This window comes from Bacillus sp. FSL R5-0593, from assembly GCF_038603755.1.
Lineage (GTDB): Bacteria > Bacillota > Bacilli > Bacillales > Bacillaceae > Bacillus > Bacillus velezensis.
Genome location: NZ_CP152011.1, coordinates 3,905,174 through 3,924,089 on the forward strand (window position 1 = coordinate 3,905,174; position 18,916 = coordinate 3,924,089).

The following is an 18,916-nucleotide window of genomic DNA, read 5'->3' on the forward strand; positions in this document are numbered from 1 at the left end:
ACGGATGTGTCATATGAACGGCCAGCAGCGAAGCAGCATCAGAAAAGGACTTGAAGTCGATATCGTCCTGAAAGCCGATCAGCGTTCAGGAAAGCTGACAAGAGGAATCGTGAAAGATATTTTGACGAACTCAAGCTTCCACCCGCGCGGCATTAAGGTCCGCCTTGAAGACGGACGAATCGGCCGGGTGCAGCACATTATTGAATAGAAAAAAGCCGGAGCTTCAGGAACTGACCCCATAATATGAGACAAACAAAAAACACCTTCAAGTTTGAAAACGGACCGTTGTTATCCGAAATAAAACTTGGAGGTGTTTTTCTATGGGGACAAGAGTGAGTTATCCGGTTGAAGTCAAACAGAAGGCTGTAGGAATGAGATTGGCGGGCGTGCCTATGAAAGAGATCATGCAGGAATTGAATATCAAAAATAAGACTCAGGTTCAGACATGGGTTAGATGGCATAAGGCTGGGGATACCCACCGATTCGAACAGCCTGTTGGAAAGCAATATACTTATGGAAAGGGTCCGGAGTATTCTTCTGAATTAGAGAAACTCCAGGCAGAGAATCGTTATCTGAGACAACAGAATGAAGTGTTAAAAAAGTACAACGAATTGGAAAGGAAGCTGATAGGGAAACGACAATCAAACTGGTAGAAGAATTGCGCAAGACGATGACGGTACAGGACATCTGTGTCCATTTAGATATTTCACGCACTTCATATTATAGATGGAGAAAGAATCTGACTAAGAGTAATCCTAAGATGCGACTGGAGAAACAAATCGGCACGTTGTGCCGAGAACACAAGTATCGATATGGATATCGAAAAATCACAGCCATACTAAAAAAGAGAATAAGTATTAATCATAAATCTGTTCAACGTATTATGCAGAAAAATCAATGGCAGTGTCGGGTTAAGATGAAAAAGCGTAAAAAAAGTGGGCAGCCATATTCTGTGGTCGATAATATATTGGATCGGAACTTTCAGTCTGATCGCCCTCTTGAAAAACTGGTAACGGACATCACATATTTGCCTTATGGACAGAAACAATTGTACCTTTCCAGTATATTGGATTTATACAATGGAGAAGTGATTGCTTTTACGATTGGAGATAAGCAGGACACAGACTTTGTCTTAGACACACTTGATCAGCTGCCAACACTTCCTGAAAACTGCGTGTTACATAGTGACCAAGGTTCTGTTTATACATCTTATGAGTATCAGAAAGCTGTTAAAACAAAAGGCATTACCATGAGCATGTCCCGCAAAGGGACGCCCGCTGATAATGCCTCCATCGAATCGTTTCATTCCTCACTAAAGTCTGAAACGTTCTATCTTAACAGCATTGATCGAACTACGACCGCCATCGTAGAACGCACTGCCATAGAATACATTCATTATTATAACAATATTCGTATTCAAACGAAACTAAACAGCCAATCGCCGATACAATATCGGCAATTGGCTGTATGAAGGTGTTTTGATCCCTGTCTCAAAAACGGGGGTCAGTCCCTTCACGCCCGGCTTTTTTTCTTTAATTTCAGCAATGAAATCCTCATATGTTCTCCCTTTATATACAAAAAATTTTAAACCAACTATTGACTCTTACGTTGCGTAATACTTTAGAGTAGCCATTAAGGAGGCGGCAAACGTGATGGGTATGAAAGTAAAAGAAGTAGCTGAACTGATTGGAGTAAGCATACGTACTCTCCATCATTACGATCAAATCGGATTATTGACTCCTCAGGAAACGACCGATTCCGGTTATCGGCTTTATTCTGAAGAGAATCTTGAACAGCTGCAGCAGATACTATTTTTCAAGGAGCTCGATTTCTCCTTAAAAGAGATTAAAGAAATCATTAATAGTCCTTCATTTAACCGAAGGGAGGCATTAATTTTACAAAAGAAAATGTTGATTGAGAAACGGAATAGAGTCGATAAAATGATTGAAACCATCGATAAATCAATCAAACATTTGATGGGAGAGATTTGCATGACGAACAAAGAGCGGTTTGAGGGAATGAACTTCAATCATAATCTTTATGAACAAGAAGCTCGCAAACGGTGGGGTGATCAACCTGTCGATAAGGTAAATATTAGATTGAAAAACATGACTGATGGTGAGCAAAAAGATTTATCTGATAAGTGGACTGCAATGTTCAATAAATTTGCACTCCTTATTAACCAATCTCCCAAGTCCCCAGACGTACAAACAGCTATCAAAGAGTGGTTTGATTTTCTCAATGAAAATTTTGGTGAATATTCTTTTGATGCCTTTTACGGATTAGGTCAACTCTATATTGAAGATAAACGCTTCACTAAGAACATCGATCAGTATGGTGAAGGGTTGGCGAAGCTCATGAGTGATGCCATTACAATTTATATAGATCATCAAAAAAAGGGTGGTACCCATTAAAATCATTATCGAGGATACAATTGGGCAATACGAAACGTTATTTTCAATGATTGAAAATAGAGAAGATTATTATCGGTATTCAATGATGAAACCTTTTGAAGATATGTGGAAAAAGATGAATGTTCCCTTAAAGGCAAAGCAACCTAACGGATATGATGTAATCATGGCTGCAAATATGCTGGGCTATCTGAGCATATTTGATACGGAAACCGGAAGAAAAGCATTAGAGAATTTAAAAGAAATTCAAGCTCTTCAAATTGCATATGGCACTTTAACTCATTGTGTAGAATTTATCAAACAAAACCGCTTAAAAATAAATGCTGATGAAATAAGGTTTGGGATGTATCTGGCCAATCAAAAAAAGCTTGAGTTACATAGAGGGTATTGTGGATTCGGAGGAATTCCGGGATTTATTCAAGTTTCAATATTCCCCAATTCTTATAACATACCGAGACTGCCTGCTGTAATCGCACATGAATTTCATCATAATATTCGTTTTTCGTATTTCAATTGGGATTATGGGAACGTAACGGTTGGTGATTACTTAATTATAGAGGGGTTGGCAGAATCGTTTGCCAAAGAACTTTACGGAGAAGCTCTGTTAGGTCCTTGGGTTACTTCTTTTGAAAAAGAAGACTTAGAATACTCAAAAGAAATCATCAAAGACTCGTTAAATAAGAAAGGGTTTGCTGAGGTCAGCAGTTACATGTTTGGTGACACCTTTGCAGCCGAACAAGGTTATCAGCCTGTCGGCTTATCACCGTTTGCAGGTTATGCGGTTGGCTACCAAGCGGTGCAATCCTTCATGAAAGCCAACAATGTGGGGATTAGTGAGACCACTTTACTTAGCACAGATGAGATACTAAGTAATAGCGGGTTGTTTCTTTAAGATATGAAGATTATTTTATCCCGTATTAACGCGATGAAAGAGGGTTTTCTTTTCCCCTCTTTCATCGCTATAAATGGTCATTCTATTTTTTCCGCAAGAAAACAACCTTCAAATAGTTCCCTTCTTTAAACGCGGGAATCGTTTTGAAATCTTCCGGAAGCGTGTATTCTTCCAAAATGTCGTAACGCTCATTTGTTTCTTTAAAGGCGGTCTCTATAAAGCCTTTAAATTTCTTCATATTGAAGGCGCTGCTGTTTGTCGAAGCGACGATGATGCCGTTTTTTGCGGTGATGGCGATCGTTTCCTTCAGCAGATTTTTATAATCTTTCGCCGCGCTGAACGTCCGTTTTTTTGTGCGGGCGAAAGAAGGCGGATCAAGGATGATGAGGTCAAACTCCAGCCCTTTTTTCTCCGCATAGCCGAAGTATTTGAAAACATCCATGACTTTAATGTCATGCGCCTCATAATCAATTCCGTTGGCGCTGAACTGTTCAATCGTTTTTGCGAGACTGCGGTTGGCGACATCGACGCTGGTCGTTTTCTCAGCTCCTCCAAGCGCCGCCGCAACGGAAAATGCCCCCGTATAAGAGAACGTATTCAGCACCCGTCTGCCGTTTGCATACTTGTCCCGAATCGCTTTGCGTACATGACGCTGGTCTAAGAAAATGCCCGTCATCGCCCCGTCGTTTAGATCCACCGCGTATCGGATGCCGTTTTCTTGAACAATGACCGGAAAATCTCCTCTTTCGCCTTTGACAAAATCGTCGTCTTCCACGTATTGCCCGGCCGTATCGAATCGTTTCTTTTCATAGATCGCTTTATAAGAAAGCTCCAGTCCGTCAATCGCCTCAATCATGCTGTCCTTATAAGCGTAAATGCCTTTACTGTACCATTGAATCAGCAGATAACCGTCATAAAAGTCAATCGTGACGCCGCCGATGCCGTCGCCCTCACCGTTGAAAAGCCGGAACGCCGTCGTATCGGGCGCCTTAAACAGATGGGCTCTCGCTTCAGCCGCTTTTTTCAGCTTGTCCAGAAAGAAACGTCCGTCGATCCGTTCATCTCTCGCGCGGGACAGCACCCAGCCGACTCCTTTATTCTGCAAGCCGTAATAGCCTTTTCCGATAAACTCACCCTTCTCGGATGTCACATCAAAAAGATCGCCCTCTGTTAAATGAGCCGAGCTTCCGGACAGAGCGTCTTTTTCAATCAGGGGGAATCCTTTTTTCAGCTTTCCGGCAAATGTATCTTTCACTGTAAGTAGCTTCATTGTGCATTCCTCTTTCGTTTTGCTTTCTCTTATCGTACCATAAAACATGATCAACACCGCATTGTCCCGAAAAATTCAAAACAGGGGGAAAACCATGACAGCCAAAAGAATCGACCATACAGGCATTATGGTCAAAGATATAGAAACATCCATCGCCTTTTATCAAGACGTTCTCGGTATGCAGTTAAAGGATCGTATCACTCATACGAACGGCATTATTGAACTTGCCTTTCTCGGCTTTCAGGAAGGGCCGGAGACAGAAATTGAGCTGATCCAGGGCTACAGCAGCGAGCTTCCCGCAGAAGGAAAAGTCCATCATATCGCTTTATTGACAGAAGATATCGCGGCGGAATTCACGCATGCGAAGCGTCAGGGCGCCGTATTTATCGATGAAGAAATCACGACGCTTCCGAACGGGTACCGCTACTTTTACATTGAAGGACCAGACGGCGAATGGATCGAATTTTTCCAGCGTTAAAAAAAACGGGCGAAAGTGCCCGTTTTTTTTATGTTTCTTCAGTGACGTTTTGTTCCGCCGCCCGTTCCTCTCTCCATTTTTGAAGATCCCAAATTCGGAAAAACGGATAATAGATGATAAATGTAATCAGGAGATTGATCAGCTGCATGACCGAACCGGAGATTTTCCCGCCCGTCGCCAAATAACCGGAAATCAGCGGCGGCATCGTCCACGGCACGGCGATTCCCGCCGGTTTTGCCACCATCCCCGTGCTCATCCCGATGTACGTCGCCGTAATGGTCAAGAGCGGCGCAATGATAAAGGGCACGATTAACAGCGGATTCATGACGAGCGGCATCCCGAAAATAATCGGTTCGTTAATGTTAAAAATCGCGGGCCCGATGCCGAGACGGCCGAGCTGTTTCATCTGTTTGCTTCTGGAGCGCACAAGCATGGTCAGCACAAGGGCAAGCGTCGCTCCGCTTCCGCCGACATTAATCCATATTTGAAAGAACTGTGTCGTAAAAATGCTCGGCAGCGCTTCTCCCGCCTGAAAAGCCAAACGGTTGGCGTCCATCGCCCCGTACCAGATCGGCGACATGACGCCGCCGATAATGGACGCGCCGTGTATGCCGCACGACCAAAGCAGCATTTGCACGAATTCGGCGATAAGACTTCCGCCGAGACTCCCGCCCAAAATAGACAGCGGGGTGCCCAGCAGATCGCCTACCACATTGTGGAGGCTTTTAAAAGGAGTTATTTCAATAAACAGACGGGCCAGCCATACAAGCGTAATAATAATGAAACCGGGGATGAGCGCAACAAACGATTTGCTGACCGCAGGCGGCACTCCGTCAGGCATTTTAATGACGATATTTCTTTGTATGATAAACCGGTACACTTCCGTAGACAGCATTGCAATGATCATCGCGACAAACAGACCTTTGCTTCCGAGCAGCGAAATCGGAATGCCGCCTCCCACCATAATCTCTGTTGCCGAGCCGTCAGGAATAAACGGAATCTGATACGGCGTCGCCAATAAAAAGGCGGCAAGGGCAATGGCTCCCGACGACAGGGCATCCACCTCATAGCTTTCCGCAAGCCGGTAAGCAATCCCAAAGGCGGCGACAAGCGCCATAATATCAAAGGACGCATTCACGGGATACCCGAGCTTTTCAACCCAATTTTCACCGAAAAGACCAGCCATAAAATCGGCATAACCGGGAATCGGAAGACTCGTCAGAATCAGAAAAACCGATCCGATGATGATAAGCGGCATAGTCAAAATAATGCCGTCCCGCAAAGCTCTTAAGTGCCTTTGGCCGGCGACTTTTCCGGCGACAGGCATGATTTTTTCTTCCATGACCCGATTGAACGTACTCATTTATCAAAAACCCCCTTTTTGAGTTCATTGCGCAGATGTCTTAAAGCATTTTCTCCATCATATTTTGGAAACGCTTACATTTGCATACAGAAATTTTCCTTATCCCTCAGGAAAAAAAGAATTCCGCACTGCCGATATATAAAGAAAAAGGGGGAATCACAATGTATCACACCCTGAAACCGATAATGGCCGCGGCCTTGTGCGTCGGCCTGTTCTCCGCCGCGGCGCCCGCGCACGCCGAGACGCACGACCGGGACGTTATCGTGGTGTACAAAAATCAAAACGGCAAGGAATCCGCCATAGACAGCAGAGCGGATGTGGAACAGACCTATCAGCATCTCCCGGCAGTCGCCGTGTCAGCCGATTCACAAACGGTGAAAGACCTGAAACAGGACCCTGACATCTTATATGTAGAAGACAATGTATCCTTTCAGGCAGCAGACGGTTCTGATATCCGCCCGTTATCAGCAGCCCAAAGCAGCAGTTACGCACTGCCGCAATGGGATATAGAACCGACTCAGGTCAAGCAGGCGTGGAAAGAAGGCTTGACGGGAAAAAAGGTGAAAGTGGCTGTCATTGACAGCGGCATTTACCCTCATGATGACCTTTCCATTGCCGGAGGCTATTCCGCAGTCAGCTATACTTCCTCATACAAAGATGACAACGGACACGGGACGCATGTCGCCGGAATCATTGCGGCAAAACATGACGGATACGGCATTGACGGCATCGCGCCGGATGTCCGGTTATATGCGGTTAAGGCATTAGACAGAAAGGGTGCAGGGGATCTTAAGAGCCTTCTTAAAGCAATCGACTGGTCGATCGCCAATAAAATGGACATCATCAATATGAGCCTCGGAACTAACGCAGACAGCAAAATTCTTCACGACGCCGTAGATAAAGCATACAAAAAAGGAATCGTGATCGTAGCCGCCGCAGGAAACGACGGCAACAAAAAACCCGTCAATTATCCGGGTGCCTACAGCAGCGTAACGGCAGTCTCAGCGTCAACTGAAAAAAACGGGCTCGCGGCTTTTTCCACGACCGGAAAACAAATTGAGTTTACCGCACCCGGCACCAATATTACGAGCACGTATCTGAATCAAATGTACGCCACGGCTGACGGCACATCTCAAGCCGCGCCCCACGTCACCGGCATGTTCGCGCTGCTCAGGCAGAAATATCCCGAGGAAACAAATACACAGCTCCGGCAGCAGATGCAGCAAAACGTCAAAGATCTGGGCGCTCCCGGACGTGACAGCCGATTCGGGTACGGCCTGGTGCAATATCATGTAAAGCAAAAGAGCTATGCCGAACGGGCCGTAATAAAAGCGGAAAAGACGAAAAAACAGGCAGATATCAATCAAGCAAAAACGGCCGTCAGCAAGCTGTCCAAGTCAAAGGGAAAAACCGCTCTCGAGGCCCGGATCAATAAAGTTCAGACGGCAAGAAATGTGACGGACGCAAGAGACAAAGTCCGGACTGCCGAAAAACAAAAGAAAAAAACCGCCGTCAATGCCGCACAAAGCGCCATTCGCAAATTACCGGCCGGTTCAGAAAAAAAAGGGCTGCAAAAGCGGCTGAACGCTGTCAACTCAAGCCTTTTGAAAACAGCTGAGGCCAGCGTCAAGCAGGCGGAAAAAAAGACCTCTGAGGCCAGCACCGCAAAAGCCCAAAAAGCAGTCAGCGAAATCCAGCCGGGAAAAGAAAAAAACGCTCTGGAAAAACGGCTTGACCGGATAAAAGATAAACTCAACCGGCAGCAGGCTAGAGACAAAGTAAAAACGGCTGAAAAAACAAAGACGAAAAAAGCAAAATCAGCGGCGCAAACGGCAGTCAGCCGATTGAAGCCGTCTGCCGAAAAGACCAGCCTGCAAAAACGCGTGCGTGCGATTCGGGTGAAATAGCAAAAAAACGCTTATGAGCCGGATAACGGCTTCACAAGCGTTTCATCACACCTGCCTATTGGTTCATGGCCGGGCGGTCGATCGTGTTCCATTTCGTATAGGACATATATCGGAAATAATGATCACGATACGGGTGCGAGGTGCCTGTATTCCAAGGCTTGTCACTGCCGCAGAAATGGACGATGGCCGGTTCGGCACGTGTTTCTCTGTAACGTATACGGTCGATCAGTTCAGGAGGCGTTTTCTCATTCATGATAATATGCGTCTGCGCGTTCCAGCGCGGATGCAGTTCATGCCATTGATCATATAAGATCGCGTTAAGCGCGTCCTGATCATGAAACACGAGAAAATCCTCCGAGCTGTTTTCGTTAATAAAATCAATCACCTTTTCGGAAATATTTTGTTTTCTCCAAGGTTCGAAATCTATAATCATAATACCGGAATTAAAATACTTGGCAGTGTCGCTGATATTCATTTTTTTCAGCCTTTCATGCTGTCCGGCGTCTTCTACCGCCGCAACTATTGCCGGGGAAATATCCAAGTCCCATAAAACCGAAATATCTTCCATCACAATTGCATCGCAATCAATGTAAATCATCCGCTTTACGGACTCATCCTTAATTAAATCAGGGATGGAAATGCGGTAATAAGCCGCTTTTGTAATGTGGCTGCTTTCGACTGCATGCTTGTATTGATCAGCGTCTACTTCTAAAAATTCAAGCGGCGTCCCGAATGACATCGCGGTCTGTTCAAGCTTGTCCTTGTTTTCGGCAGTAATTCCGCCGTCGATTACATATAATTTTGCATCCCTTGTTTTATCCATATTCATCAATAAAGAAGCGAACATCCCACCCAAATGACGAGCATAATGATCATCGGCACATGATACGATATGCATTGTTTCATTCTTTCCCACTGATATTCATCTCCCTTTTTGTTGTACAAATGTCTTTCCCTTTTTTTAAAAAGTAAACCTCGATCTTACACATTTTTTCTGCGGGAATGTGCTGTTTGCGATTTGATATCTACTGCATTCCCTGTTCAAATTCAATCAGGATTTCAGCCTGAATCATCGTCAGAATATATCGCGCAGGAAAGCGAAAACACGTAAACATAAAAACAACCAGCCGGACTGCACATAAAAGCGGTCCGGCTGGTTGTGATGGGTCAATCGTTTAATCGACTTCTTTCTTAATCCCAAGCATCTTTTCGTCTAAATAATGGGCGATGTCCGCTGCTTCCTTCAACTCGTCGGTCAGATGCTTTGGGACTTCGTTATTTAATTTGTAATAAATTTTATGTTCAAGGCTCGCCCAAAAATCCATGGCAATGGTGCGGATTTGAATTTCCGCCTTCACATATTCCACACGATTCGTCAAATAAACGGGAATTTCAATAATCAAATGCAGGCTGCGGTAGCCGTTCGGCTTCGGGTGTTTGATATAATCCTTCACCTTTACGATCTTCAGGTCCTTATGCTGCTTCAAAACCTCAGCGACATTATAAATATCGGAAATAAAGGAACAGATAATCCTGACACCCGCAATATCATGAATATGCTCTTTCATTTCCTGCGTCGTCACATCACAGCCTTTGCGCATCAGTTTATTGACGATACTCTCGAAACTTTTTACGCGTGATTTTGTATGCTCGATCGGGTTATGCCCGTGAATCAGATTATATTCCTGGCTGATGATAGAAAACTTCGTATCCAGCTCATCTAAAGCGAATTTATAAACTAATAATTCATTTTTCCAATCTTCCATGACCGTTTTCAAATCATCCATATGGGCTGTTGACAAGTCCATTTTTTTCATCTCCTTGCTTTGCTGTCCGTATATAAGACGGATCAGTCCGCGGTCAGGTTCTTTACAAAATCGTGAAGATTATGTCATAAAAAAAAGCAAATGCCGGTTATGGCATTTGCCTTTTCATTTGATCAGCGGAAATAACTGATCAGGAGTCCGATGGAAAGCAGGAATCCGAAAAATGTATTGGTTTGCGCCGTTGATTTCATCGCAATAATCATGTTCATCGGCATTTCGTTTTTCACAAAGCCTTTCACGGCCTGAACGGGTTTCGGCACGCTCAGGAAGACCAGGAACAGCCACGGGCTTGTGTAACCCATGATGACAAGACCGATGATCCAGATGTAAGCGATGGCAAAAGATGCGGCCAGTATCATGACGGCCCCTCTATGCCCCATCAAAATGGCCAGGGTTTTACGTCCGCCCTTTTTATCTTCCTCAATATCACGGATATTGTTGGACAGATTAATGGCTCCGACCAAGATGGCGATCGGGATGGAAATCAAAATGCTCTGTTCATTAATTCTGCCTGTCTGAATGAAGAAAGAAATAAGGACAAATACAGAGCCCATGCAAATGCCGGAGAACAGTTCCCCGAACGGTGTATACGCAATCGGCAGCGGGCCGCCCGTATACAGATAGCCGATCAGCATGCCGGCAAGGCCGATAGCCGCAAGCCACCAGCTGCTGCCCATGCAGATATAAACACCGAGCACGAGGGCAATCGCATAAGAGCCGAGCGCCAGCTGCAGAATTGTTTTCGGCTTCATGCCGTGACGGACGATCGCTCCGCCGATACCGACGGAATCCTCCGTATCTAAACCGCGTTTAAAATCGTAATATTCATTGAATAAGTTCGTGGCGATCTGGATCCAAAGGCAGGAAAACAGCATGGCCAAAAACAGCAGGAAATCAACCTTTACGTAAAACATCGCCAATACGGTGCCGAGAAGTACGGGCACAAACGATGCCGTCAATGTATGAGGGCGGGTTAGCTGCCACAAAATGCGGCCCATGCTTTCTTTCTCGGGCGTCTTTTGGCCGCCCCCCATATTGTTTTGATTCATTTTCCTCTTCCTTTCTATTAAAAGGCTTTCACAGTCAGCCGATAACAGTAGTGTTGAATTGGGGTTTTCACGTTTTCTGCTACCTTATCTATCATAATAATTTCTTCCTCATTTCACAAGATGCGGCGCTTTATCGGCTATCCTGCCGGAAACGGCTTTTCGCCCTTCTCCATTGGGGTTCGGCACAAGCCTGCTTAAGAAAAAGCCGCCAAAATTTTTTTACCTCGTTTATATTTACGATAAGTTAAAAATCCCGCCTGAACAGCGCCTTTTTAGTATGATCATTTGCCAATTTATACATGCGTGTTTTCCATCCTTTTGTTTCTCATTCATTTTTAAGGAAATTTTAAGCTTAGGATATTAGACATATTTTGAAACTTTTTGTTAATCTAATCGTCATATACTGGTGTAATTATTGAATACGCGGGGAAGGAATTTTGAATATGATGCAAAAATTAAAACGTGCTTATGAAAATACATTGATCAAATGGACGTTTCATACGGGCTTTTATTTTCTGATATTAGTATTGCTCTTTTGGATGTATGGATTTCATACAGCGAATACCGGCACTTATATTTACAACGATTTCTAATCGGGGAGGATAACTATGAAACTACTTGATGCTATAAAAACATACGCAGACGCCAAGCCGCAGGCCGAAGCGTTTCGTTCCTTAGATCATTCCCTCACTTACGGGGAATTATGGGATTTGTCGGAGCGGGTTGCGTCCGGCATTCAAAAACATACAGCTGACGGTTCGAAAGCGCCTGTCCTGGTTTACGGACATATGGAGCCGAATATGATCGTTTCTTTCTTAGGAAGCGTCAAAGCGGGCCGCCCTTACATCCCTGTCGATGTTTCCATTCCGGCGGAGCGGATCGTCAAAATCATTGAAAGCTCAGGCGCAGAGCTGCTTATCAGCGTATCGGGCGATGCAGTCGATACGGGAAGCAATCTGATTAAAACCGTTACGCCCGAAGAGCTTGCAGCTGACGGAGATGCAGACCTCAGCCGTGAGAACTGGGTAAAAGAGCTGGACACGTTTTACATTATTTACACGTCCGGCAGCACGGGAAATCCGAAGGGCGTGCAGATATCGGCTGATAACCTGCAAAGCTTTACTGACTGGATCTGCAGGGATTTTCCTGTGGGCGAGGGTAAGACTTTCTTAAACCAAGCTCCGTTTTCTTTTGATTTATCTGTCATGGACATTTTCCCGTCGCTTCAAACGGGAGGTACGCTGCACTGCGTAACGAAAGACAAAATCAATAAACCGAAAGTACTATTTGAAGAGCTGGAGAAATCCAAACTGAACGTCTGGACATCGACGCCGTCTTTCGTCCAAATGTGTCTGATGGACCCCGGCTTTACGCAGGAGCTCCTGCCTGAGGCAGAAGTATTTATGTTTTGCGGAGAAGCGCTTCCGGCTGCCGTGGCACAGGAGCTGTTAAACCGTTTTCCGAAGGCCCGCGTATTCAATACATACGGCCCGACTGAAACAACGGTTGCCGTCACCTCCGTTGAAATTACGCAGCAGATCATCGATGAAAATGAATCCCTGCCCGTCGGTTTTGCAAAACCCGATATGGATATCTTCATCATGGATGAAAACGGGAATAAGCTTCCGGACGGAGAAAAAGGGGAAATCATCATCGCGGGCCCGAGCGTAAGCAAAGGCTATCTCGGAGAACCTTCTCTGACGGAAAAAGCGTTTTTCCCGATCGACGGCCAGTGGGCATATCACACGGGTGATGCCGGTTATGTTCAGGATGGTCAGATTTTCTGCCAAGGACGCCTTGATTTCCAGATTAAGCTTCACGGCTACCGCATGGAGCTGGAGGAAATCGAAGTACATGTAAGGCAGTCTCAATATGTGCGCACGGCGGTTGTCATCCCGTATCAGCCTAACGGACCTGTCGAATATCTAATTGCCGCCATCGTGCCTGAAAAACATGATTTTGAAAAAGAATTCCAGCTGACAAGCGCCATTAAGAAAGAACTGGCCGCTTCGCTTCCGGCCTACATGATTCCGAGAAAATTCATTTATCAGGATCACATTCAAATGACTGCGAACGGAAAAATCGACCGTAAACGCATTGGCGAAGAGGTTCTTGTATGACGCCTTACAGCTCGTTTTTCTTCTTTATCTTACTTGGAATCCTTCTTTTGCCGACGATTATTTTAGGGCTGAACGGCAAGAGATTCCAAGGATACAACATGTTTATATCCATCATCGTATTGGCTTTGATTTTCGCGCATGATCTGCACGGCGTGATCGCACTATGTATCTTTACGCTGTGGCAGGTGCTTTTAATCAGGGGTTATCTCGCTTACAGACTGAAAGCCAACAGCGGCTTTGTCTTCAGTATGGCCGTGATCGCGTCCATTTTACCCCTGTTTTTATCTAAATTATGGCCGTTTTTCTTTCCGCCGGTGCCTCATCACCCGGTTCATAACCTGATCAGTTTCTTAGGAATTTCTTATTTGACATTTAAAGGCGTCCAGCTGATCATGGAAACGAGAGACGGGCTGATTAAAGAAAAAATGCCGCTTCACCGCCTTTTGTACTTTATTATGTTTTTCCCGACCATTTCTTCCGGTCCGATCGACAGATACCGCAGATTTGCCAAGGACGAACAGAAAGTATGGACAAAGGGAGAATACGCTGATTTACTGTATACCGGCATTCATAAAATTTTTATCGGTTTCTTATACAAATTCATTATCGGATATGCGATTAACACGTATTTCATTATGAATCTGTCTCATATCACCCACAGCAAACTGTGGGGTAATGTGCTGTACATGTACGGATACAGCTTATACCTGTTTTTTGATTTTGCGGGTTACACGATGTTTGCCGTCGGTGTAAGCTATATCATGGGTATCAAATCTCCGGAAAACTTTAATAAGCCGTTTATCAGCAAAAACATTAAAGACTTCTGGAACCGCTGGCACATGTCCTTATCCTTCTGGTTCAGAGACTACGTATTTATGCGCTTTGTTTTCTGGATGACAAAGAAAAAATGGATAAAGAACCGGATGGCCGTCTCGAACATCGGGTATTTCCTGCTGTTCATGCTGATGGGCGTCTGGCACGGACTCGCCCTGCAATATATTATATACGGCCTGTACCACGCCGTATTAATGACCGGGTATAACTTTTTTGAGAAATGGAATAAGAAATACAAGTGGCTGCCCGCCAATCGTTTTACGGCCTTTTTAGCCATCGTCATCACATTCCATTTCGTATGTTTCGGATTTTATATTTTCTCAGGAAAACCATTTCATCACTAAAGGAGATTGAAAACACATGGAATTTAAACAGGAAGTATTAGACGTATTAGCTGAAGTTTGTCAGGAGGACGCTGTGAAAGAAAATCCTGATATTGAAATCTTTGAAGAAGGACTGCTTGATTCTTTCGGAACTGTAGAACTGCTTGTCGCCATCGAAAACCGCTTCGGCATTACAGTGCCGATCACTGAATTTGACCGTGACGAGTGGAATACGCCAAACAACATTGTAAACAAACTGACTGAGTTGAAGTAAATGAAAAAGCGTTTCTTTGGACCAATTATTTTAGCGTTCGTCCTGTTTGTCGGAGCTATCGCAGTTCCGGCTTCATGGCTTACGCGCTTCATTCCTGAAAAACGTGTCGAAGAGTCGGCGGCAGCCTTAAATCCGAATATGTTCCAGGGGCTCTATCTTCAAAACAAAATGTTCGAAGACTCGAAGTATCTGCCGATTTTCGGTTCTTCCGAGCTTTCAAGACTGGATGAGTTTCACCCGTCCAACTATTTCCAAGTGAACAACCAAGGCTTTACGCCTTATCTTGTCGGAAAAGGCGGGGACCAATCCTTGATACACGCCGTGAACTTTGCGGCGCATTATCAGCAGCTGAAAGGCAAAAAGCTGGTATTCATTGTTTCTCCGCAATGGTTTATCAAAAAAGGTTCTGATGAACAGCACTTTGCGCCGAATTTTTCATCACTTCAGGCATTGGATTTAGCATTTAATAACCAGATTGATCCCGCGGTCAAAAAGAACATGATGAAGCGCATGCTCCGTTTTAAAGTCGTTCAGCATGATGCCGTCCTTTCTGAATTGTACAAGGGAATGGTCAACGGACAATCATGGAAAGTGAAAGCGGTCATGCCGGCTGCCAAAGCTTATTATTCTCTGCTTGAGAAAAAAGATCTTTATTATTCAATGGGAGAAAACAAGGGCCCTGAACGGACGATCTCTGAAAACCTGAAAGGAAAATCGTGGTCAGAGTTAAAAACAGCCGCCGCTCAATTAGGAGAACGGAGCTCCAAGTCCAATCCTTTCTATATCGATGACGCTTCTTATAAAAAGATTAAGAAGAAAGTAAAGAGAGTGAAAGGAATCAACAAAGGAAGAACATACGCCAAATCAGTCGAATATCACGACTTTGAGGATATGCTGGACATTCTGAAAGATGCCGGCGCTGAACCGATGTTCGTGGTTATTCCGGTCAACGGAAAATGGTATGACTACACCGGCTTCCCGAAAAAAGGCCGGACTGATTACTACAAAAAAGTCACTAAGCAAATTAAAGCGAAGGGCTTTCAGGTTGCCGACTTATCCGGGCACGAATATGATCCGTACTTTATGAAAGACACCATCCATATCGCCTGGAAGGGCTGGGTGTACGTCGATAAAGCAATGGAGCAGTTTTACAAAACCGGCAAGGTGACGGTTCACTGAGCACGGTGATGACAGAATACGTAAAAACGAACACGCAGGGGGCATTCTCTCCCCTGCTTTTTATGTGATTTGATTTTTTCACAAATTTGAGGAAAACTATTGCGAATATTTGTTGAAAGTATACAATAGAATATAAATTATTTTCAAATAAGTTTGACAATAACACCAATAGGGAGACAGAACAATATGAAACAAGACATTCGTGTTGAATTGACTTCAGCCAAAAAACCGAAACCGGACCCCCATGACCTTGCGTTCGGCAGAATTTTCACCGACCATATGTTTGTTATGGATTACGACGCCGATCAAGGCTGGTATGATCCGAGAATTATCCCTTATCAGTCCATCTCAATGGATCCTGCGGCCATGGTTTATCATTACGGCCAAACCGTTTTTGAAGGGCTTAAAGCGTATGTAACGAAGGATCAGGAAGTGCTTCTGTTCAGACCGGAGAAAAATATGGAGCGCCTGAACCAGTCAAATGACCGCCTTTGCATCCCGCTCATTGATGAAGAGCTTGTTCTTGAAGGCCTGAAACAGCTCGTAGCCATCGACAAAGACTGGATTCCGAAAGCGGAAGGCACTTCCCTTTATATCCGTCCGTTTATCATTGCGACTGAGCCTTTCCTCGGTGTAGCGGCATCCCATACGTACAAGCTGTTTATCATTCTTTCCCCGGTCGGCTCTTATTACAAAGAAGGCATTAAACCGGTAAAAATCGCCGTGGAAAACGAATTCGTGCGCGCCGTCAAAGGCGGCACCGGAAACGCGAAAACCGCCGGCAACTATGCATCAAGCCTGAAGGCGCAGCAGGTTGCGGAAGAGAAGGGATTTTCCCAGGTTTTATGGCTTGACGGCATTGAGAAAAAATACATCGAAGAAGTCGGCAGCATGAACATCTTCTTCAAAATCAGCGGCGAAATCGTGACGCCGGAGCTGAACGGAAGCATTCTTGAAGGAATTACGAGAAATTCCGTCATCACCCTTCTCAAACATTGGGGACTGACTGTGTCTGAGCGGAAGATTTCGATCGATGAAATCATCCAGGCGCATCGTGACGGCCGATTGGAAGAAACATTCGGAACCGGTACGGCGGCGGTCATTTCTCCGGTCGGCGAACTGATCTGGAATGATGAAAGTCTTGTCATCGGCAGCGGTGAAACCGGAGAGATCTCGAAGAAATTGTATGATACCATTACAGGCATTCAAAAAGGCGCGGAAGCCGACGTGTTCGGCTGGACGACGGAAGTCGCCTCACTAAGCGAATCAAAATAAGCAAAAAACCCGGAAGCGAATCCGGGTTTTTTACTGCTCTTATGCTTCAATCGACTTAAAGAAATGAGGCAGATGTTCTTTGTGGGCCTCAAGCATTTCATCCAGAATGGCCTTTGCCACGGAGTCTGACGGGACGAGAGGATTGATCGTCATCGCAAGTAGCGCCGTTTGATAATCTCCCGTGACGGCTGCTTCAGCGGCGACACGCTCAAATGATTTGATTTGCTGGACGAGTCCGCGGACAGACACCGGCAGATCACCGACGGCGATCGGTTTCGGGCCGTCTTTCGTCATAACACAGTTCACTTCGACCGCTGAGTCATTCGGAATGCTGGCGATCGCGCCGTTGTTTATCGTATTGACGGGCTGGATATCATGTTTGTCGTTATAGATGGAGCTGATCAGGTTGCAGGCCGCGTCACTGTAGTACGCTCCGCCCCGTTTTTCAAGCTGCGGCGGTTTGATGGCGAGATTCGGATCTTTGTACAGTTCGAACAGTTCTTTCTCAACCTTCTGTACGACCTCGGCGCGTGTGCCCTCCGTCTGTGACGCTTCTATTTCATGCTCGAGCATTTCTTTCGTTTTGAAATAATAGCGGTGGTAGCCGCAAGGAATCAGATCGAGCGCCTTCAGGAATTCAGGCTCCCATTCCGCGCCTGAGATATTTTTCATCGTCATGGCGTTTTTCGGGTCTCCCATGGCTTCAATGACTTGATCTTTCACGCTGACGCCGTCTAAGAAAACATCTAATCCGAAGACCATGTGATTCAGCCCGGCAAATTGCACTTCGATCCGGCTGACATCCACGTCCAATGCTTTTGCGACGCCCATTTTAATGCCGATCGGCACATTGCAGAGGCCGACGACTTTTGTGAGATTCGAGTAGCGGAGCAAGGCCTCGGTAACCATGCCGGCAGGGTTTGTGAAATTCACGAGCCATGCATTCGGACAAAGCTCTTCGATGTCTTTCGCGATTTCCAGAATAACCGGGATGGTGCGCAGCCCTTTGAATAAACCGCCCGGACCGTTTGTCTCCTGGCCGATTACGCCGTATTTTAACGGAATCCGTTCGTCTTTGGCGCGGGCCTCAAGAAGGCCGACGCGGAATTGAGTCGTTACGAAATCCGCATCCTTCAAGGCTTCTCTCCGGTCAAGCGTCAGGTGAATCTCTATCGGAACACCCGCTTTTTCGACCATGCGTTTTGCAAGCGTGCCGACAATATTGAGTTTTTTCTCGCCTTCGGGAATGTCGACGAGCCATAATTCTCTGACAGGCAGTTCCTCATAGCGTTTAATGATGCCTTCCACAAGCTCCGGTGTATAGCTTGAGCCTCCGCCGATCGTTACAATTTTAATTCCTTTTGTCATATTTTCGCTCCCCCTTGCAGACTCACTTTTTCGTAAATCTCAACTAACTCAGCGGCCAAGTCTTTCACGGTCATGGCATTCATTAAATGATCTTGCGCATGCACCATTAAAAGCGTCATGTCTGTTTTTTCTCCGCCGGCTTCATTTTGGATCAGTTCTGTCTGATAATGATGGGCTTCCGTCAGTTCCCTTGCGGCTTCCTGAAGCTTTTCTTCCGCCATGGCTCTGTCCCCCCGCTTTGCGGCGGCAATGGCTTCCATTGATGCGCTTCTGCCGTTGCCGCCATGCAGGATGATCTGAAAAATGGTCTGTTCCATTTTTTCATTCATGTGTTTCACTCCCTTTCT

General features: G+C 45.4%; 19 protein-coding genes. 12 read left to right on the forward strand and 7 right to left on the reverse strand.

The window, feature by feature from the left end:
- Nucleotides 1–13: 13 nt before the first annotated feature.
- From NYE36_RS19495 to NYE36_RS19510, 4 genes are all read left to right on the forward strand, one after another.
- Nucleotides 14–208: a YwbE family protein gene (locus NYE36_RS19495; protein WP_003150901.1), complete on the forward strand. Its 195-nt coding sequence runs from the start codon at nt 14–16 to the stop codon at nt 206–208.
- A 112-nt stretch (nt 209–320) separates the two neighbouring features.
- A protein-coding gene (locus NYE36_RS19500; protein ID WP_241457897.1) for an IS3 family transposase occupies nt 321–1,471 on the forward strand; the annotation gives its coding sequence in 2 pieces (ribosomal slippage) (nt 321–594 and nt 594–1,471; 1,152 coding nt in all).
- Nucleotides 1,472–1,652: 181 nt separating this feature from the next.
- Nucleotides 1,653–2,414 carry a MerR family transcriptional regulator gene (locus NYE36_RS19505; protein WP_012118755.1) on the forward strand — a complete coding sequence of 254 codons (762 nt, stop codon included), beginning with the start codon at nt 1,653–1,655 and terminating at the stop codon, nt 2,412–2,414.
- Complete coding sequence (locus NYE36_RS19510) at nt 2,401–3,303, forward strand: DUF2268 domain-containing protein (RefSeq protein WP_094032010.1); 903 nt, start codon at nt 2,401–2,403, stop codon at nt 3,301–3,303. Before NYE36_RS19505 ends, NYE36_RS19510 begins: the two co-directional genes overlap by 14 nt.
- Before the next feature lie 82 nt (nt 3,304–3,385).
- On the opposite strand, the gene NYE36_RS19515 is transcribed toward NYE36_RS19510, so the two are convergent.
- Nucleotides 3,386–4,573 carry a class I SAM-dependent rRNA methyltransferase gene (locus tag NYE36_RS19515; protein WP_007407727.1) on the reverse strand — a complete coding sequence of 396 codons (1,188 nt, stop codon included), beginning with the start codon at nt 4,571–4,573 and terminating at the stop codon, nt 3,386–3,388.
- Between the two features lie 94 nt (nt 4,574–4,667).
- On the opposite strand from NYE36_RS19515, the gene NYE36_RS19520 reads away from it, so the two are divergent.
- Nucleotides 4,668–5,051, forward strand: a complete 384-nt coding sequence (locus NYE36_RS19520) for a VOC family protein (protein WP_032875731.1) — start codon at nt 4,668–4,670, stop codon at nt 5,049–5,051.
- Nucleotides 5,052–5,079: 28 nt separating this feature from the next.
- Here the strand turns inward: NYE36_RS19520 and celB are convergent, their stop codons facing one another.
- A complete protein-coding gene (gene celB / locus NYE36_RS19525; protein ID WP_007407728.1) occupies nt 5,080–6,414 on the reverse strand; it encodes a PTS cellobiose transporter subunit IIC in 1,335 nt (444 codons plus the stop codon).
- Nucleotides 6,415–6,575: 161 nt separating this feature from the next.
- Between celB and NYE36_RS19530 the strand changes: the two genes are divergently transcribed.
- Complete coding sequence (locus NYE36_RS19530; RefSeq protein ID WP_094032048.1) at nt 6,576–8,321, forward strand: S8 family peptidase; 1,746 nt, start codon at nt 6,576–6,578, stop codon at nt 8,319–8,321.
- 55 nt (nt 8,322–8,376) lie between these two features.
- Here NYE36_RS19530 and NYE36_RS19535 read toward each other — a convergent pair whose 3' ends face one another.
- From NYE36_RS19535 to NYE36_RS19545, 3 genes are all read right to left on the reverse strand, one after another.
- Nucleotides 8,377–9,237, reverse strand: a complete 861-nt coding sequence (locus NYE36_RS19535; protein ID WP_041482227.1) for a glycosyltransferase family 8 protein — start codon at nt 9,235–9,237, stop codon at nt 8,377–8,379.
- 259 nt (nt 9,238–9,496) lie between these two features.
- Nucleotides 9,497–10,129, reverse strand: a complete 633-nt coding sequence (locus NYE36_RS19540; RefSeq protein ID WP_007407732.1) for a GTP pyrophosphokinase family protein — start codon at nt 10,127–10,129, stop codon at nt 9,497–9,499.
- A 131-nt stretch (nt 10,130–10,260) separates the two neighbouring features.
- Nucleotides 10,261–11,196: a 1,4-dihydroxy-2-naphthoate polyprenyltransferase gene (locus NYE36_RS19545; RefSeq protein WP_265450961.1), complete on the reverse strand. Its 936-nt coding sequence runs from the start codon at nt 11,194–11,196 to the stop codon at nt 10,261–10,263.
- Nucleotides 11,197–11,639: 443 nt separating this feature from the next.
- On the opposite strand from NYE36_RS19545, the gene NYE36_RS19550 reads away from it, so the two are divergent.
- The 6 genes from NYE36_RS19550 (at nt 11,640) to NYE36_RS19575 (ending at nt 17,201) form a co-directional block, all read left to right on the forward strand.
- Nucleotides 11,640–11,789: a teichoic acid D-Ala incorporation-associated protein DltX gene (locus NYE36_RS19550; RefSeq protein ID WP_003150882.1), complete on the forward strand. Its 150-nt coding sequence runs from the start codon at nt 11,640–11,642 to the stop codon at nt 11,787–11,789.
- A 15-nt stretch (nt 11,790–11,804) separates the two neighbouring features.
- Nucleotides 11,805–13,316, forward strand: coding sequence for a D-alanine--poly(phosphoribitol) ligase subunit DltA (dltA, locus tag NYE36_RS19555; protein WP_012118761.1), 1,512 nt, complete (start codon nt 11,805–11,807; stop codon nt 13,314–13,316).
- Nucleotides 13,313–14,494, forward strand: a complete 1,182-nt coding sequence (gene dltB, locus NYE36_RS19560; protein ID WP_064107975.1) for a D-alanyl-lipoteichoic acid biosynthesis protein DltB — start codon at nt 13,313–13,315, stop codon at nt 14,492–14,494. The genes dltA and dltB overlap by 4 nt, the downstream gene beginning before the upstream one ends.
- Nucleotides 14,495–14,510: 16 nt before the next feature.
- A complete protein-coding gene (gene dltC, locus NYE36_RS19565; protein ID WP_003150875.1) occupies nt 14,511–14,747 on the forward strand; it encodes a D-alanine--poly(phosphoribitol) ligase subunit 2 in 237 nt (78 codons plus the stop codon).
- Nucleotides 14,748–15,926, forward strand: coding sequence for a D-alanyl-lipoteichoic acid biosynthesis protein DltD (dltD, locus tag NYE36_RS19570; protein ID WP_012118763.1), 1,179 nt, complete (start codon nt 14,748–14,750; stop codon nt 15,924–15,926).
- 186 nt (nt 15,927–16,112) lie between these two features.
- Nucleotides 16,113–17,201 (forward strand): branched-chain amino acid aminotransferase, encoded by a 1,089-nt coding sequence (locus NYE36_RS19575; RefSeq protein WP_014419212.1) that lies wholly within the window; start codon nt 16,113–16,115, stop codon nt 17,199–17,201.
- Between the two features lie 39 nt (nt 17,202–17,240).
- On the opposite strand, the gene licH is transcribed toward NYE36_RS19575, so the two are convergent.
- Nucleotides 17,241–18,569: a 6-phospho-beta-glucosidase LicH gene (licH, locus tag NYE36_RS19580; protein WP_014419213.1), complete on the reverse strand. Its 1,329-nt coding sequence runs from the start codon at nt 18,567–18,569 to the stop codon at nt 17,241–17,243.
- Nucleotides 18,566–18,898, reverse strand: coding sequence for a PTS lichenan transporter subunit IIA (gene licA / locus NYE36_RS19585; RefSeq protein WP_003150867.1), 333 nt, complete (start codon nt 18,896–18,898; stop codon nt 18,566–18,568). Before licA ends, licH begins: the two co-directional genes overlap by 4 nt.
- Nucleotides 18,899–18,916: the final 18 nt, after the last annotated feature.